The 16,993-nt window shown below is 35.4% G+C and carries 11 protein-coding genes; 8 read left to right on the top strand and 3 right to left on the bottom strand.

Going from position 1 to position 16,993, the window contains the following annotated elements:
* Nucleotides 1-351 precede the first annotated feature (351 nt).
* A complete protein-coding gene (locus tag EKL95_RS04795; RefSeq protein WP_126562037.1) occupies nt 352-2,424 on the top strand; it encodes a hypothetical protein in 2,073 nt (690 codons plus the stop codon).
* Between the two features lie 83 nt (nt 2,425-2,507).
* On the opposite strand, the gene EKL95_RS04790 is transcribed toward EKL95_RS04795, so the two are convergent.
* Together EKL95_RS04790 and EKL95_RS04785 are read right to left on the bottom strand one after the other, a co-directional pair.
* Nucleotides 2,508-3,548: a PLP-dependent cysteine synthase family protein gene (locus EKL95_RS04790; protein ID WP_126463342.1), complete on the bottom strand. Its 1,041-nt coding sequence runs from the start codon at nt 3,546-3,548 to the stop codon at nt 2,508-2,510.
* 70 nt (nt 3,549-3,618) lie between these two features.
* The gene (locus EKL95_RS04785) at nt 3,619-5,754 is read right to left on the bottom strand and encodes a S9 family peptidase (protein WP_199736778.1); all 2,136 of its coding nucleotides are present in this window, start codon (nt 5,752-5,754) and stop codon (nt 3,619-3,621) included.
* Between the two features lie 70 nt (nt 5,755-5,824).
* On the opposite strand from EKL95_RS04785, the gene EKL95_RS04780 reads away from it, so the two are divergent.
* The gene (locus EKL95_RS04780) at nt 5,825-6,145 is read left to right on the top strand and encodes a YbaB/EbfC family nucleoid-associated protein (RefSeq protein WP_126454841.1); all 321 of its coding nucleotides are present in this window, start codon (nt 5,825-5,827) and stop codon (nt 6,143-6,145) included.
* A gap of 85 nt (nt 6,146-6,230) precedes the next feature.
* On the opposite strand, the gene EKL95_RS04775 is transcribed toward EKL95_RS04780, so the two are convergent.
* Nucleotides 6,231-7,253 carry a threonine aldolase family protein gene (locus EKL95_RS04775; RefSeq protein ID WP_126563660.1) on the bottom strand — a complete coding sequence of 341 codons (1,023 nt, stop codon included), beginning with the start codon at nt 7,251-7,253 and terminating at the stop codon, nt 6,231-6,233.
* A 191-nt stretch (nt 7,254-7,444) separates the two neighbouring features.
* Between EKL95_RS04775 and prfB the strand changes: the two genes are divergently transcribed.
* The 6 genes from prfB to EKL95_RS04745 all read left to right on the top strand — a co-directional run bounded on the left by prfB (nt 7,445) and on the right by EKL95_RS04745 (nt 16,775).
* A protein-coding gene (gene prfB / locus EKL95_RS04770; protein ID WP_126456165.1) for a peptide chain release factor 2 occupies nt 7,445-8,543 on the top strand; the annotation gives its coding sequence in 2 pieces (ribosomal slippage) (nt 7,445-7,507 and nt 7,509-8,543; 1,098 coding nt in all).
* Nucleotides 8,544-9,208: 665 nt separating this feature from the next.
* Nucleotides 9,209-10,591 (top strand): NAD-dependent succinate-semialdehyde dehydrogenase, encoded by a 1,383-nt coding sequence (locus EKL95_RS04765; RefSeq protein WP_126563659.1) that lies wholly within the window; start codon nt 9,209-9,211, stop codon nt 10,589-10,591.
* A gap of 55 nt (nt 10,592-10,646) precedes the next feature.
* On the top strand, nt 10,647-12,611 hold the full coding sequence (locus EKL95_RS04760; protein ID WP_126563658.1) for an aconitate hydratase: 1,965 nt from the start codon (nt 10,647-10,649) through the stop codon (nt 12,609-12,611).
* A gap of 77 nt (nt 12,612-12,688) precedes the next feature.
* Nucleotides 12,689-13,687, top strand: a complete 999-nt coding sequence (locus EKL95_RS04755; RefSeq protein ID WP_126463350.1) for an NADP-dependent oxidoreductase — start codon at nt 12,689-12,691, stop codon at nt 13,685-13,687.
* A gap of 302 nt (nt 13,688-13,989) precedes the next feature.
* Complete coding sequence (gene lpxD / locus EKL95_RS04750) at nt 13,990-14,991, top strand: UDP-3-O-(3-hydroxymyristoyl)glucosamine N-acyltransferase (RefSeq protein WP_126463352.1); 1,002 nt, start codon at nt 13,990-13,992, stop codon at nt 14,989-14,991.
* Between the two features lie 155 nt (nt 14,992-15,146).
* A complete protein-coding gene (locus EKL95_RS04745) occupies nt 15,147-16,775 on the top strand; it encodes an acyl-CoA carboxylase subunit beta (RefSeq protein ID WP_126463354.1) in 1,629 nt (542 codons plus the stop codon).
* The last annotated feature ends 218 nt before the right edge of the window (nt 16,776-16,993 follow it).

Below are 16,993 nucleotides of genomic sequence, written 5' to 3'. Positions count from 1 at the left end.
ATACAAGTTCCATTATTTAGTGAATATAAGTTTAATTCACGGTCTACAATTAACACGAAGAGATTTAGCAAACGAGTATTTTTAATATATTTTTTCCTGATATCAAGTTTCTTATATTTGCCTACTTTTTGATAAATGCGACGCCCAAAAAACAAGCGAAACAGCCAGCAAGTGAGAGCATAATTATTTAAAAATAGAGCACCATCATTGAATATTAAGAATAAAAGGGAAAATTATTTTTTGTGACAATTTTCAGCAGAATGTAGTCCCTGATTGAATGCGTGTAGTGAATTAACTAAATATTCCTAATACAGAATATCGTTCTAAGGAACGTTTTAAATTATAACATATATGACAAACAACATTCTAATTGAAAATCAATATAAAAGAACCAGTTTATTTGAAAAAGAAAATGTAAACTATTTAGTGCGTATTTTAAAAAGGTTTAATACTGTACCAAAGATAAATAACATCAATATAATCACCTCAACTAGTGAGCCTACTATTTTCAAAATTATACCCAATAAATCGATTATAATTGGCTCGTCCTTTTTGAACAAACCTATTTTAGCTCTAGTTTATTTAAGATATGGTATTGAATGGCAGTTATGGTACAAAGCGTTGAATAACGAAAAAAAAGAGGCTGTTTTATGCGATATCGCTGCACTTGAAGTGATTCGAATATTTTATAATTTACTACCTAAAGATGATAAAGAAAAATTAGAAGATCTTGATTATGTTTTAATTAATTTAATCAAAAATGATACCTATTTAAATACAGAATCTTCATTAATAAACGAAGAGCTACAATCTTTCCATGGTTTAAAAAATTTAAATACTGAACTCAAAGAATCTTGGAAACCTATTATTGAAAATCTAGCAAAACCCACCGAATACTTATTAATGTCTGGAGGAGATCTTAGATTGAATATCGACGAAATTCATTTGCTAAACAAATACGGATGTCGCCCATTCCCAAGACCTGATGCATTTACTTTTGCCTCATCTACGGCGTCCAGCGTTTCAAATTTTGCTTTTGATAAAACCGATAAAGTGAGAAGTATATTAATTAGAAACAGCTTGAAAAACAGTTTTAAAAATACTACTACCGAGTTTTCTGAATTACTAAAAAATAACCTTAGAAAAATATTTAAATTAAATGAGGAATGTGAAATAATTTTTTCTCCATCAGGTACCGATTCGTCGCTGCAAATAGCAGCTATAACACAAATTATTTCCGACAAAGAAATTACACACATTTTGGTAGCCTCTGATGAAACTGGTAGTGGCGTTGCTGCCGCATTAAAGGGATGCCACTTTGAAAACACTACTGCACTAAATTATCCAATTAAAAAAGATACTAAAATTGAAGGCTTTAGAGAGGTTGATTTAATTAAAATCCCTTTTCGAGATGAAAATGGCGCATCAAAATCTTCTGCTCAATTAGATAAGGAAGTATTTGATGCCGTTATCAAGACCAAAAATCAAGGCAGGCACATCGTGTTACATACTATGGACCAATCAAAATTAGGGTATCAATCTCCCAGTGACGAATTTATAAAAAAACTAAATACACTTGAAAATTTATCAATTCAGATTATTGTAGATGGCTCACAGCTTAGATTAGATCCAAAAGACATACAAAATTATTTAAACAAAGGGTATATTGTTACTATAACAGGAAGTAAATTTTTCACGGGCCCTCCATACTGCGGTGCATTAATTTTACCTAAAAGTGTCAACAAATTAATACATTCTGTAAAAAACACATTACCCAAAGGTTTAACCCAATATTACAATCATTCTGATTGGCCGGCTTCTTGTTTTTGTTCCAATGAATTATCCGATGGGTATAACTATGGTTCCTATATGCGCTGGAATGCGGCCGTAGTTGAAATGGACAGATACTACAAAACACCTGTTTTATATCGAAATATGGGTATTGAGATGTTTTGCAATTTTGTTGATGATTCCATAAAAGAAGCCACTTTTTTACAGCCTATTTATGGTGATGAAACAAAAACGAAGAGTTACAGTAGTAAAGAATTTGGAATACGAAATATCCGTACCATTTTTCCTTTCTTTATTTTTAAAGATAATGAAGTTTTATCTGTTGATAACGTAAAAAAATTATATACGTTATTAAATACTGATTTATCGGATCAGTTTGAAGGTTCTTCATTAGAAATCATTCGGCTTGCTGCCCAAAAATGCCATATTGGTCAAGCAGTTAATGTAAAATATACTACTGAAATTGAAAGTGCTATTTTAAGAATTAGTTTGGGAGCAAGAGTTATTTCTGAAAGTTGGGTCAACAGAGATATTAGTCTCTTTTTTAGAAACATAGAATTACAAATGAGCCAGATCACGATCACTATTAAAAAAATCGAATTAATACTTAGTACTCCTGAATTATTGGATTAACCAAAAAAGTATTCTTCTTTATATGATCAATAAAAAAGTCCCATTTGCAAAAGCTAATGGGACTTTTTATTTATAATTTCAACTTATTTTATCATTTCTATTTTTTGAACTTCTTCTTGGTTTATACTGTCAAAGAAACCTTGTTCATGCATCCAATCATCACTAAATACTTTACTCATATAACGAGAACCGTGATCTGGAAATATGGCAATAACAACACTGTTAACATCAAACTCTCCTTCATCAGCATATTGCTTGATGGCTTGCAAAACAGCTCCTGAAGTATATCCTACAAATAAACCTTCTTTCCTTGTGATTTCTCGAGCCGCATGAGCACTTTCTTCGTCAGTTACTTTCATGAATTTATCAATAATATCAAAATCCGTTGCTGATGGAATTAAGTTCTTCCCTAAACCTTCTATTCGGTACGGATAAATTTCATCATTATCGAATTCTCCAGTTTCATGGTACTTTTTTAATACGGATCCAAAAGCATCGACTCCAAGAATTCTAATGTTTGGATTTTGTTCTTTTAAGTATTTTGCAGTACCGGAAATAGTTCCTCCTGTTCCACTACAAGCAATTAAGTGTGTGATTGCTCCATTTGTTTGCTTCCAAATTTCCGGACCGGTAGACTTATAATGCGCATCAACATTCAACTGATTGAAATATTGGTTGATATACACCGAGCCTTTCGTTTCTTCATGCAAACGTTTGGCAACATTATAATACGAACGTTTATCATCAGCAGAAACATGCGCCGGACAAACATACACTTTAGCGCCTAAGCTGCGAAGCATGTCTATTTTGTCTTTAGATGATTTAGAACTAACAGCCAGAATACAGCTATATCCTTTTATAATACTCACCATTGCTAAACTAAAACCCGTATTGCCGGATGTTGTTTCAATTATAGTATCACCAGGAGATAAAACACCTCTCTTTTCAGCTTCTTCAATTATGTGCAATGCTATTCTGTCTTTGGAGGAATGTCCCGGATTAAAAGCTTCTACTTTTGCATAAAAAGCACCTTCTAACTCTTCAGTGACTTTATTTAACTTAATAAGAGGAGTATTACCTATAAGTTCTAAGACATTATTGTAAGCGTTTACTTTTTTTTTCATAAAAAAATAGTTAGTTGCAGCAATTTCTAATTACACCTCGAAAGTTACAAATTTAACAAAAAAAAGCTGTTTAGTTTTTAATTTTTTCTAAATCTAATAAAAAACTATATTCCTTTGCTAATTCCTTTAAGGCTTCAAACCGACCTGAAGCACCGCCGTGACCCGCATCCATATTCGTATTAAGATATAAAACGGTATCATTTGTTTTTTGAGTACGGAGCTTTGCAACCCACTTGGCAGGCTCCCAATATTGTACTTGTGAATCATGAAGTCCGGTAGAAACGAACATATTAGGATAGTTTTGAGCTTTTACGTTGTCATAAGGAGAGTAGGATGCCATATAATCATAATATTTTTTCTCGTTTGGATTGCCCCATTCATCATATTCTCCTGTTGTAAGCGGAATCGTGTCATCAAGCATCGTGGTGATAACATCTACAAAAGGAACCTGCGCAATTACTCCGTTGTACAATTCCGGCGCCATATTGACAACTGCTCCCATTAATAATCCACCTGCTGAACCGCCCTCGGCATATAAATGTTTTGGTGAAGTATATTTTTCCTGAATCAAAAACTTAGAACAATCAATAAAATCAGTGAAGGTGTTTTTCTTTTTCAATAATTTTCCGTCCTCATACCATTGTCTTCCTAAATCTTCACCACCGCGAATGTGTGCTATGGCAAATACAAATCCTCGATCCAAAATTGACAAACGCGTAGATGAAAAATAAGCATCCATGGTAACGCCGTATGAACCGTAGGCATAAAGCAATACCGGATTATTCCAATCTTTTTTCAACCCCTTTTTGTACACCATAGAAATGGGTACTTTGGTACCATCTGTTGCTGTGGCCCAAACACGCTCTTCGATATAATTATTTTTATCAAATTTACCCCCAAGAACCTGTTGCTCTTTCTTGATTTCTTTCTCTTTGGTTTTCATATTAAAGTCAATAACTGAAGATGGCGTTGCCAATGATTGGTAACTGTAACGCAAAATATCAGTATCAAAATCCACATTTGTCGTCGTATATGCGCTATACGTTTCGCTTCCAAAAGGCAAATAATATTCTCCTTCTCCACTCCAAGGCATAATACGAATGTGGTTCAAACCATTGGAACGTTCTTCTACAACTAAATAGTTTCTAAAAATTTCGATATCTTCCAGTAAAACGTCTTTTCGATGCGCAATGACATCTTTCCAATTTTCTTTTGCAGTAGCGTTTTCAGGGGTTTTCATCAACTTGAAGTTAGTTGCTTTGTCCTTATTGGTCATGATATAAAAAGAATCTCCAAAATGAGAAATACTGTATTCTAAGCCGCGAACCCTTGGTTGAAAAACCACAAACTCTCCATCTGGAGTATCTGAATTTAAAATTCTGTACTCGGTTGTTAAGGTACTTCCGGAGCCTATTACAATATATTTTTTTGATTTTTCTTTGCCTACAGAAACATTGAACGTATCGTCTTTTTCATTAAAAACTAATATATCAGTAGCTGAATCTGTGGCTAATTTATGTTTAAAAACTTTATCAGACCGCAAGGTAACTTTATCTTGTCTGGTGTAAAATATCGTTTTATTATCATTGGCCCAAACAGAACTTCCAGTAGCATTTTCAATCTTATCCGAAAGAATTTCTTCCGTCTCTAAGTTTTTGATTTGTATCGTATAAATACGTCTTCCAACGGTATCAATACCAAAACTCGCAAATTTATTGTCCGGACTCACGCTCAAACCACCCAATTGAAAGTAAGAATGGTCTTTAGCTAAGTCATTACAGTTGAATAAAATTTCCTCAGTAGCGGTAAGACTTCCTTTTTTTCTGGAATAAATGGGATAATCCTTTCCGGTTTCAAAACGCGTGATATAATAGTAACCATTGTATAAGTAAGGAACCGATTGATCGTCTTCCTTGATGCGGGCTTTCATTTCTTCGTATAATTCTTTCTGAAACCCTTTTGTATCCACAGTCATGGCTTCATAATACGTATTTTCTTGATTCAAATAATCAATCACTTCCAGGTTCTCTCTCTCGTTTAACCAGAAATAATTATCTACCCGTTTTTGGTTGTGTTTTTCTAAAGTTTTTGGAATTATTTTAGCTACGGGAGAAGGAATATTTTTTGACATTTGTTGCGCTTTTATATTAGTAATTGATGGTGCAAAAATAACACAAAGACAACTTAAGACGAGTTTATTTTTCATGAATATTTTATTGATTATAACTATGCAATATAGTAATTTTGTAAATCAAATTAATTTAAAAAATTAAAACATGGATTTAATGGGAATGATGGGCAAACTTAAAGAGACCCAACAAAAGATAGAAGACACAAAAAAACGTTTAGATACTGTTCTTATAGACGAACAAAGCACTGATGGTTTATTGAAAGTTACTTTGACTGCCAACAGAACCCTAAAATCAATTATTATTGACGACACTCTATTAGCAGATAAAGAGCAACTGGAAGATTATTTGATTTTAGTATTGAATAAAGCAATCGAAAAAGCGACAAATGTCAATCAGAGCGAACTGGATGTCGTTACTAAAATGGATATGCCAATGATTCCCGGAATGGAAGATTTGTTTAAATAAAAAAGTTTAAAGTTTAAGGTTTAACGTTTTTTGATCACGATAAAAACTTTAAACCTTAAACTTTAAACAAATTCTCCAAGAAGAACTATACTAACTTCTGCAAGGTTTCCAATACATAGGTATGCATAACTTCCTTATAATCAAGATGCGTGACTATTCGCAGTTTTCCATGCCCCATGGAACTGATTAAAATATTTTTTTGCTTTAACAATTCAATTAAATTCTTTTCGATACAATTTGGAACCAACGAGAAAATCAAAATATTAGTTTCAACCGGCTCTACTGATGCAACCCAGCTTACCTTTTTCAAAACTTCGGCAATTTCTTTCGCTCGCCTATGATCTTCAGCAAGGCGTTCTATATTATTGTCCAAGGCATATATTCCTGCTGCTGCCAAATAGCCTACCTGACGCATTCCGCCACCTAATATTTTTCGAATTCGCAATGCTCTGTGAATCGTGGCTTTGTCCGCTAACAACGCCGAACCAATTGGTGCTCCCAAACCTTTAGACAAACAAACCGAAATGGTATCAAATAATTCACCAAATGCTTTTGGATCTTGATTTTTGGCTACCAAAGCATTCCAGATTCGGGCGCCATCCAGGTGAAATTTCAAATTATTAGCATCACAAACCTTTTTTATTTTTTGCAAATCTTCCAGTTCATAGCAAGCGCCGCCACCTTTATTAGTGGTGTTTTCTACACAAACTAAACTTGTTAAAGGACTGTGGTAAAACTCCGGATCATTGATGGCTCCAGCCACTTGCTCTGCAGTTATCATTCCGCGGTTTCCGTCTAATAAGCAACAAGAAACGCCACTATTGAAGGAAACACCGCCGCCTTCATAATGGTATACATGTGCATATTTGTCAGCAATTAATTGTTCTCCGGGTTGGGTATGCAATTTTATCGCTGTTTGATTGGCCATCGTTCCTGAGGGAAAAAAAAGACCCGCTTCCATACCAAACATCTCAGCAACTCTGGCTTCTAGGGCTATAACTGTAGGATCTTGTTTGTAAACATCATCGCCTACTTCAGCATTTAACATATGAACCAGCATTTCACGTGAAGGTTTCGTGATTGTGTCGCTAACTAAATTTATTTCCATATTTATTTTTATTTTCAGTACGGACAATTCGCGAATTGTCTCTTCGTAAAATTTTTCTATTTTTGTGCCACAAATTTACACAATACCGTTTATTAATTCCAACTAGTTCCGTTAAAACTACACTAATTGTAGTACACGGCAGCAATTTTGATAAATTATTGAAAACAGACCAACCAAATTAATATAATTTTATGACAACTACCGAACAAATTAAAGGTATTGTAGAGCGCCTTGGTGCGTTGAGGAGGTATCTTTGACGTTGATGCCAAGCTAATTGAGATCTCAAACGAAGAAGAAAAAACCTTTGCCCCTGATTTTTGGAACAATCCAAAAGAAGCTGAGATCATTGTAAAAAATCTGCGAAATAAGAAAAAGTGGATTGAAGATTACAATAAAGCAGTCGAAATGACGGATGAATTGCAACTTGCCTATGATTTTTACAAAGAAGGTGAACTTACCGGAGAAGAATTAGACGAACATTACTACGCCACTCAAGCGCATATTGAAGCCATTGAATTCAAGAACATGCTCTCGGACGAAGGGGATACTTTGAGTGCTGTGGTACAAATTACTGCTGGTGCCGGTGGAACCGAAAGTTGTGATTGGGCCGAAATGCTCATGCGCATGTACATGATGTGGGGCGAAAAATACGGTTACAAAATCAAAGAACTGAATTTCCAGAAAGGAGAAGCTGCCGGTATCAAGACCGTAACACTCGAATTTGAAGGCGATTATTCTTTTGGATATTTAAAAGGCGAAAACGGCGTGCATCGACTGGTACGAATTTCTCCTTTTGACAGCAATGCCAAACGTCATACCTCATTTGCATCCGTTTACGTGTATCCACTGGTAGATGATAGCATCGAAATTGACATCAATCCTGCTGACATTGAGATCACGACTTCGCGATCCAGCGGAGCTGGTGGACAAAATGTAAATAAGGTGGAAACTAAAGTACAATTGTTTCATAAACCTACCGGAATTCAAATACAATGTTCCGAAACGCGATCGCAGCAAGACAACAGACAGCGTGCCATGCAGATGTTACGCTCTCAATTGTACGAAATTGAGTTAAAAAAGAAACAGGCACAACGCGCTGATATTGAAGCTGGTAAAATGAAAATAGAATGGGGTTCCCAAATCAGAAATTATGTCATGCAACCTTATAAGTTAGTCAAAGATGTTCGCACCGGTTATGAAACCAGCAACGTTGACGGCGTTATGAATGGAGAAATTGATGAGTTCCTGAAAGCTTATCTAATGATGATGGGACAAAAGGAAGAGGAATAAAATACCATTTAGTTAAAATAAAACAGATCCTACCGGCTTTAAAGTCGGTGGGATTTTTTTTATAGATAAACCCCTTTTTTAACGGCAACATTTTATCATGTTACTTAAGGCATCATACTACTCTTTACCTTTTTTTCTAAAGCCATTAGAAAACGGTATTATTTTCTGCTTAGTAATTATTCACGACCCACAATTGCATCCCATTTTCAATGCTAATTTTTTTCTGTTTTGAAAGTAACACTATTATGAAGAAAAATTAATTTAAAAAATATCCTATTGTATTAATCTAAACCGCTATAGTTACTGTTTCTTGTCTTGTTTTAATTAAAAAAAGTAAAAATTAGCACCATCCATCCAAATGTAAAAAAAGGAAGACGAAAAGAAACAACATCTAAAAAGAAGGCTTTTAGATGTGTTTACTTTACGCATAAAAAAAAGTTAATGTGGGAATTATGTAAGTCTTATTCCTCATAATATTTTTATCTTTGTTATTCAATAATTGTTATTACAAACTAGAACAATTTTATTTTTTTCAAAAAAACCAATCTACTTCGTAAAAATTTCCTAACCAATTATTGAATTATACATGCTAAAACCATCTGTTTTTACATTATAAATTATTTTTGGCAGAAGCCAAAAATTAATCTTCTTTAAATATTAGAATTATGGCCATACAAACAACGAATCCCGCAACAAACAAAATTTTGAAATCATTTGATGAAATGACCGACAAGCAAGTAGATGATGTCATTGTACAAGCTGCCAATACCTTCCAAGATTGGAAAAAAACATCATATTCTGAAAGAGCGGCTGTTTTAAACAAAGTAGCTTCTTTAATGAGAGAGAAAAAAACAGCTTTGGCTACTTTGATTACACTCGAAATGGGAAAAATATTTTCACAGGCAGAAGGTGAAATTGAATTAAGTGCTAATATATTAGATTATTATGCTCAAAATGGCGAAGCATTTTTAGCCGATAAAAAATTAGAACCTGAACTTGGCGAGGCTATTATCAGATCAAGCCCAATAGGCGTTTTACTGGGTGTTCAACCGTGGAATTTCCCTTTTTATCAGGTAGCTCGTTTCATTGCGCCAAACATCATGGTAGGAAATACTATCTTAGTAAAACACGCTTCTATGGTTCCTCAATGTGCAATTGCAATTCAAGATTTATTTAAAGAAGCGCAAGCGCCAATTGGATTATACACTAATTTGTTAATCTCAGGAAAGAGAGCTTCAGCCATTGTTTCTGACAAAAGAATCAAAGGCGTTTCACTTACCGGTAGTGAAGCCGCTGGTGCAAGTTTAGCTACAGAAGCTGGTAAAAACCTTAAGAAATCAGTTTTAGAATTAGGAGGTAATGATGCCTTAATCGTTTTAGAAGATGCCGATATTGATAAAACTGTAGAATGGGCCGTAGTAGGTAGAATGAACAATAATGGACAAAGCTGTATTGCTTCCAAAAGAATTATTGCTATAGAAGCTATTGCTGATGAATTTATCGAAAAGTACACAGCCAAACTAGCTAAATTAAAAGTAGGAGATCCAATGGATTCAAATACAGAATTAGGTCCATTGAGTAGTGAAGAAGCTTTATTACACTTAGTAGATCAAGTGGAAAGATCAGTTGCTGCCGGAGCTACCGTTTTACTTGGAGGAAAAAGAGTTGATGGTCCGGGAGCCTTTATGGAACCTACCATTCTAACGGATCTAAATCCTGAAATTCCAGCATATCACGAAGAATTATTTGGACCAGTTTCCTCTTTTTACAGAGTAAAAGACGAAGCTGCTGCAATTGCCTTGGCGAATGATTCTGATTTTGGTTTAGGAGGATCCATATTTACTAAAGATATCGAACGTGGAAAACGACTTGCAGATCAAATTGATTCTGGAATGGTATTTATCAATCACCCAACTTGGACACAAGCCGATTTACCTTTTGGAGGAACCAAAGGTTCTGGTTACGGTAGAGAACTCTCTGAAATTGGAATTCATGAATTTGTAAATAAAAAATTAATCCGTATCAGTGGATTATCTGATCCTTTCTAGAATAAGACAATATCTCGATTTTTACATTCAAGAAAAGCATCTAAAAGTACAAAATATGTCAAAATTAAACGTTAGTCAAAAATTAATCCAATCGCATCTTTTACATGGTGAAATGATTGCGGGTCAGGAAATTGGAATCCGGATAGATCAGGCATTATTACAAGATGCAACTGGAACATTGGTCCAATTAGAATTAGAAGCCATGGGTCTAAAAAAAGCCAAAACAGAAGTTGCGGTTCAATATGTGGATCACAATCTTTTACAAACGGATTCTAAAAATGCCGATGACCATTTATTTTTACTTTCGGCGGCACAAAGATTTGGTCTTTGGTACAGTCGTCCCGGAAATGGCGTAAGTCATCCGGTGCACATGGAACGTTTTGGCAAACCCGGAAAAACACTCGTTGGGTCCGATAGTCATTCTTGTGCTGCAGGGTCTTTGGGCATGCTGGCCATTGGAACCGGTGGTTTAGATGTTGCAGCTGCAATTGCAGGTCAACCTTATTTTGTCAAAATGCCAAAAGTAATGGGTGTAGAACTCAGCGGTAAACTACCCGATTGGGTTAGTGCCAAAGATATCATTCTAGAAATGCTAAGACGCTATGATGTAAAAGGCGGAGTGGGAAAAATTATAGAATATTATGGTGAAGGATTGAAAAATCTGAGTGTGATGGACCGTCATGTTATTGCCAATATGGGTGCTGAATTAGGTGCTACAACAACTGTATTCCCCAGTGATGATGAAACCAAACGGTTTTTAATTTCCCAAAATCGGGAATCTGACTGGACGGAATTAATTGCCGATTCAGGAGCAACTTATGATGAATATGCAGAAATTAATTTAAACGATTTGGTTCCTTTAATTGCACTGCCCACAAGTCCTGGAAATGTAGTTCCCGTGAGTGAAGTTGCCGGAAAAACAATTGGTCAGGTCGTTATAGGCTCTTCGGCAAATCCTGGATTACGAGATTTTTGGATTGCCGGAGCCATTGTAAAGGATAAAACCATTAACAGTGCAGTTTCATTTGATGTCAATCCTACATCCAGACAGACAATTCAAAACATGCTAAAGAATTTTACTTTTGCAAATTTGATTACTGCTGGTGCTCGTTTTCATCAATCAGGTTGTATGGGTTGTATAGGAATGGGGCAAGCTCCCGCTACCGGAACAATCAGTTTAAGAACCATGCCTCGAAATTTCCCAAGTCGTTCTGGAACAGAAGATGATCAGGTTTATTTGTGTAGTCCCGAAACGGCTGCTGCATCTGCCCTGACAGGAAAAATCACAGATCCTAGAGATATGGAAAAAATCTATGGCATGAAATATCCTAAATTTGAGAATCCTGAAGTAGAAATTATCAATACTGATATGCTCGTGGCTCCCCTAAAAGATGGATCAGGAGTTGAATTACATAAAGGTCCAAATATCAAATCGATTCCTGAAATTGAAGCTTTACAACAAGACTATCGAATTCCTATTTTATTAAAAATGGGCGATAATGTATCTACAGATGAAATTTTGAAAGCTGGAGCCGATGTACTTCCCTTAAGAAGTAATATTCCTGAAATCAGTAAATATGCTTTTAGTGTGATCGATCCTAGTTTTTATGACCGAGCCATGAAATCTAAAAAAGAATTTGGTGGACATATCGTTATTGCAAAAGAAAATTATGCCCAAGGTTCCAGTCGGGAACATGCCGCTCTTGCTCCTAAATATTTGGGACAAGTGGCTGTTATTGCCCAAAGTTATGCCCGTATTGCTTGGCAAAATTTAGTCAATTTTGGAATTGTGCCTTTAGAATTTATAAACGTTTCTGATTATGACAAAATGGAACAGGGAGATTTGATCCGTTTTAAAAACCTCCGTGAAGATGTTGTCAATAGAAATAATATAAAAGTAGTGATCGAAAAAGGGGACGGAAGCACTTTAGAATTTGAAACCAAACACAGTTTAAGTGATCGTCAAATTAACGTACTTGCAAAAGGGGGAATCATAAATGATTTCAGAACCAAACTATAAATTAGTTTTAAAAAAGAAAACAGGAAACAAAACTTCATTAGCTAATGGCTAATAGAGTTTTTATTAAACAAAAAAAAATGAAAACGAAACAAATCGTATTAGCATCAAGACCTAATGGAATTCCAACATTGAATGATTTTAGATCTGAAAATATAGAATTAAACGATCTAAAAAAAGGAGAAGTCCTTTTAAAAGGATTGTATTATTCCGTAGATCCCTATATGCGCGGTCGAATGAATGAAGGAAAATCGTATGTACCTCAATTTGAATTAGACCAACCTATAGAGGGCGGAGTTTTGGCTACTGTAGTAGAATCAAAATCCGATCTTTTCAAAACAGGAGATACTGTTCTGGGCGCTTTGCCTTGGAGCGAACAAATGATTGCCTCTGAAAAAGGCCTGCAAAAAATTGAATCAACAGTAGAATCCCTAACATATTATTTAGGAATACTGGGAATGACAGGACTTACCGCTTATTTTGGTCTAATGCAAATTGGAAAACCAAAAGCGGGAGAAACCGTTGTGGTATCAGGAGCCGCAGGAGCCGTTGGGATAGTAGTAGGCCAACTTGCAAAAATCCAAGGTGCTCGTGTAATAGGAATTGCCGGTTCTGATGAAAAAGTAAAAATGCTAAAAGAAGAATTTGGCTATGACGAAGTCGTCAATTACAAAACAAATACCAATATGAAATCCACAATTGCTAAATTATGTCCAAACGGTGTGGATGTTTATTTTGACAATGTAGGTGGCAGTATTTCTGATGCGGTTATCGAAAACCTGAATTTTCATTCCAGAATTGCTTTGTGTGGACAAATTTCCCTATACAACAGCACCGAAATACCAATGGGACCCCGAATCCAACCCATGTTATTAACCCGAAGTGTATTAATGCAGGGTTTTATTATCAATAATTTTCAAAAAGACTTTCCAGAAGGAATTGCACACTTATCAAAATGGGTCAATGAAGGAAAATTGAAGTTTACAGAAACTATAGTAGAAGGTTTTGATCAATTACCTACAGCGCTACTTGGTTTATTTAAAGGAGAAAACAATGGAAAAATGATTGTGAAAAGATAATTTATCCGAGTCAAATAAATAGAAAATAGCCGGTACTTATAATTAAGTACCGGCTATTTGTTTTATAATTAACCCCAACCATTGAATCAACAAAGTCTCTACCGCTAACTGTTGTTTGCTATTTATTGTAATCAATCAGCATTTCCTCATGTCCAAAGGATAAGGAACAATTACAATATTGTATTCACAATTTATATAACCACTCCATTAATTCCTGTTAAAGAAATTAGTAAGATTAGGAATTTCAACGCTAAATTCTTTTATTTGAAAAATATTAAACAACCAAATCCAATCTACACGGAATGAAATCTTATACAATCCAAGAAATTAATGCGATTCTTAATGGCGTAATTATAGGGAATACTACCCAAAACATTACTGCTCCTGAACAATTAGAAATGGCTACCGCTTCCGAAATTTCATTCATTGGAAACAAAAAATACGAAAAATTATGGTTTACTTCCAATGCTTGTGCGGCAGTTGTCAATGAAGATATTGCTATAGAACCCGGAGAAAATAGAGCTTTCATAAAAGTTAAAAATGCTGATTTAGCGATGTCTCAGGTACTAGAACTATTTGCTCCACCAACACCAGTATTTACTATTGACATTCATCCCAGTGCTGTGATTGATCCAACTGCCTCTATTTGCACTGGTGCCCGAATTGGTGCTGGCTGTTATATAGGACCTAATGTCATAATTGGAGACAACTCCACTGTATATCCTAATGTGACCATTCTAGATGAATGTACGATTGGTAAAAACACAGTAATCTGGTCAGGAACGGTTATCAGAGAACGATGCCACATTGGCAATGATTGTATTTTACATCCTAATGCGACAATAGGTGCGGATGGTTTTGGTTTTCGACCTGACCCACAAAGAGGTTTGGTCAAAATTCCGCAAATTGGAAATGTAATTATTGGTAATAGTGTCGAAATTGGCGCTAATACCTGTGTGGACAGAGGCAAATTCAGTTCAACCATTTTAGGTGACGGCTGTAAAATTGATAATCTAGTCCAAATTGGGCATAACAGCAAACTAGGTAAGTTTTGTATTATGGCTGGAAACAGTGGATTAGCAGGCTCTGTAACATTAGGAAATGGCGTAATCATTGGCGGAAGCGCTTCTATAAAGGATCATACCACCATAGGCGATGGTGCGATTGTAGGTGCCGGTTCCGGTGTAACAGGAGATATTCCTGCAGGAAAAACCATGCTAGGGTATCCGGCCGTTGAAGCTCGTGATGCACTCAAACAATGGGCAATTTTAAAAAGACTTGTAAATGAATCCAAACATAAATAACCTTTTTTTTTATTAAATTCATAAAAAAGCAGGAGGTAACTTCTGTTTTTTTGTTTTTAAATCAAAAAAATATTCCGTTTTCTTTCTAAACCAATAAAATTTATTTAGTTGAATTTTGTATTTTAGCCCAAAATTATTTTTAACATTCTTTCATCATGGATTTAAACTTCAACAAAAACGAAGACCACAATAAACTTTTACTTTCCGCATTGCGACAAAAATTAAGCATAGTTAAATTAGGCGGCGGTGAAAAACGCATTCAAAAATTACATGGTGAAGGCAAAATGACCGCTCGTGAACGTATTGATTATTTATTGGATCCAAAAGCGAAATGCATTGAAATTGGAGCATTTGTTGGTGAAGGAATGTATGCAGAACACGGTGGATGCCCATCAGGTGGTGTCGTGGTAAAAATAGGGTACATCAGAGGCAAACAATGTATTGTTGTAGCCAATGATGCTACCGTAAAAGCGGGAGCCTGGTTTCCTATAACGGCCAAGAAAAACTTACGGGCACAGGAAATTGCTATGGAAAACCGACTGCCAATTATTTATTTAGTAGATAGCGCCGGAGTATATTTGCCTTTGCAAGATGAAATTTTCCCGGACAAAGAACATTTTGGACGTATTTTTAGAAATAATGCCCAAATGAGCAGCATGGGAATTACCCAAATTGCTGCTGTAATGGGAAGTTGCGTCGCCGGTGGAGCTTATTTACCCATCATGAGTGACGAAGCTTTGATTGTCGAAAAAACAGGAAGTATTTTCTTGGCAGGAAGTTATCTTGTCAAAGCTGCTATTGGCGAAAGTATTGATAATGAAACTCTGGGCGGAGCAACTACCCATTGTGAAATTTCCGGTGTGACCGACTATAAAGCCAAAGACGATAAAGATGCATTGGATAAAATAAAAAATATAGTTGATAAAATAGGTGATTTTGATAAAGCTGGTTTCAGCCGAATTAAATCCCAAAAACCAGCATTAGACGAAAAAGAAATCTACGGTGTTTTGCCAAAAGCCAGAAATGAGCAGTATGACATGATGGAAATCATCAATCGTTTAGTAGACAATTCAGAATTTGAAGCTTATAAAGACGGCTATGGCCAAACTATTATCACTGGTTATGCCAGAATAGATGGTTGGGCAGTGGGAATTGTTGCCAACCAACGAAAAGTGGTAAAAACTAAAAATGGTGAAATGCAGTTTGGTGGCGTAATCTACTCCGATAGTGCAGATAAAGCCACCCGTTTTATTGCCAATTGCAACCAGAAAAAAATCCCATTGATCTTTGTTCAAGATGTTACTGGATTTATGGTAGGATCTAAATCAGAACATGGAGGAATTATAAAAGACGGTGCCAAAATGGTAAATGCGGTATCCAATTCCGTTGTACCAAAATTCACTGTAATTGTAGGAAATTCATATGGTGCTGGAAATTATGCCATGTGCGGAAAAGCGTATGATCCAAGATTAATATTCGCCTGGCCAAGTGCGGAATTAGCCGTTATGGGCGGAACCCAAGCTGCAAAAGTGCTGGCTCAAATTGAAGCCTCTTCGCTTAAAGCAAAAGGAGAACTCGTAGATGAAATAAAAGAAAAAGAATTATTTGATAAAATAAAAGCCAGATATGACGAGCAAGTTTCGCCTTATTATGCCGCATCACGATTATGGACAGATGCTATTATTGATCCCTTAGACACCCGAACTTGGATCTCTATGGGAATAGAAGCGGCTAACCACTCGCCTATTGATAAAAAATTTAACTTAGGAATTATTCAAGTTTAACTCCTAATTTACTGGCACTTATATTTATTATTTTGTACACATATAATTGCCTTTATTCAAAGTATTGGTAGTTATAGCATTAGCCCCTTTGCGATATAACGTGCTGAAAATCTAAACCAAATTCATTTTAATTATTTAATAGTGGATATGCAAATAAAAACTGCACATTAAGTTAAGCTACATTTTTGTAATTAATTTGATTGTTAAATTCTTCAATA

The organism is Flavobacterium sp. LB2P53 (assembly GCF_003970305.1).
GTDB lineage: Bacteria > Bacteroidota > Bacteroidia > Flavobacteriales > Flavobacteriaceae > Flavobacterium.
Note: the sequence above shows the minus strand (reverse complement) of the source record. Positions and strands in the feature narration are given on the sequence as shown.

Excerpts from the sequence above, each read along its gene's own strand:
- EKL95_RS04795 (WP_126562037.1), top strand. The coding sequence starts at position 352 with ATGACAAACAACATTCTAATTGAAAATCAATATAAAAGAACCAGTTTA.
- EKL95_RS04790 (WP_126463342.1), bottom strand. The coding sequence starts at position 3,548 with ATGAAAAAAAAAGTAAACGCTTACAATAATGTCTTAGAACTTATAGGT.
- EKL95_RS04785 (WP_199736778.1), bottom strand. The coding sequence starts at position 5,754 with ATGAAAAATAAACTCGTCTTAAGTTGTCTTTGTGTTATTTTTGCACCA.
- EKL95_RS04780 (WP_126454841.1), top strand. The coding sequence starts at position 5,825 with ATGGATTTAATGGGAATGATGGGCAAACTTAAAGAGACCCAACAAAAG.
- EKL95_RS04775 (WP_126563660.1), bottom strand. The coding sequence starts at position 7,253 with ATGGAAATAAATTTAGTTAGCGACACAATCACGAAACCTTCACGTGAA.
- EKL95_RS04765 (WP_126563659.1), top strand. The coding sequence starts at position 9,209 with ATGGCCATACAAACAACGAATCCCGCAACAAACAAAATTTTGAAATCA.
- EKL95_RS04760 (WP_126563658.1), top strand. The coding sequence starts at position 10,647 with ATGTCAAAATTAAACGTTAGTCAAAAATTAATCCAATCGCATCTTTTA.
- EKL95_RS04755 (WP_126463350.1), top strand. The coding sequence starts at position 12,689 with ATGAAAACGAAACAAATCGTATTAGCATCAAGACCTAATGGAATTCCA.
- lpxD (WP_126463352.1), top strand. The coding sequence starts at position 13,990 with ATGAAATCTTATACAATCCAAGAAATTAATGCGATTCTTAATGGCGTA.
- EKL95_RS04745 (WP_126463354.1), top strand. The coding sequence starts at position 15,147 with ATGGATTTAAACTTCAACAAAAACGAAGACCACAATAAACTTTTACTT.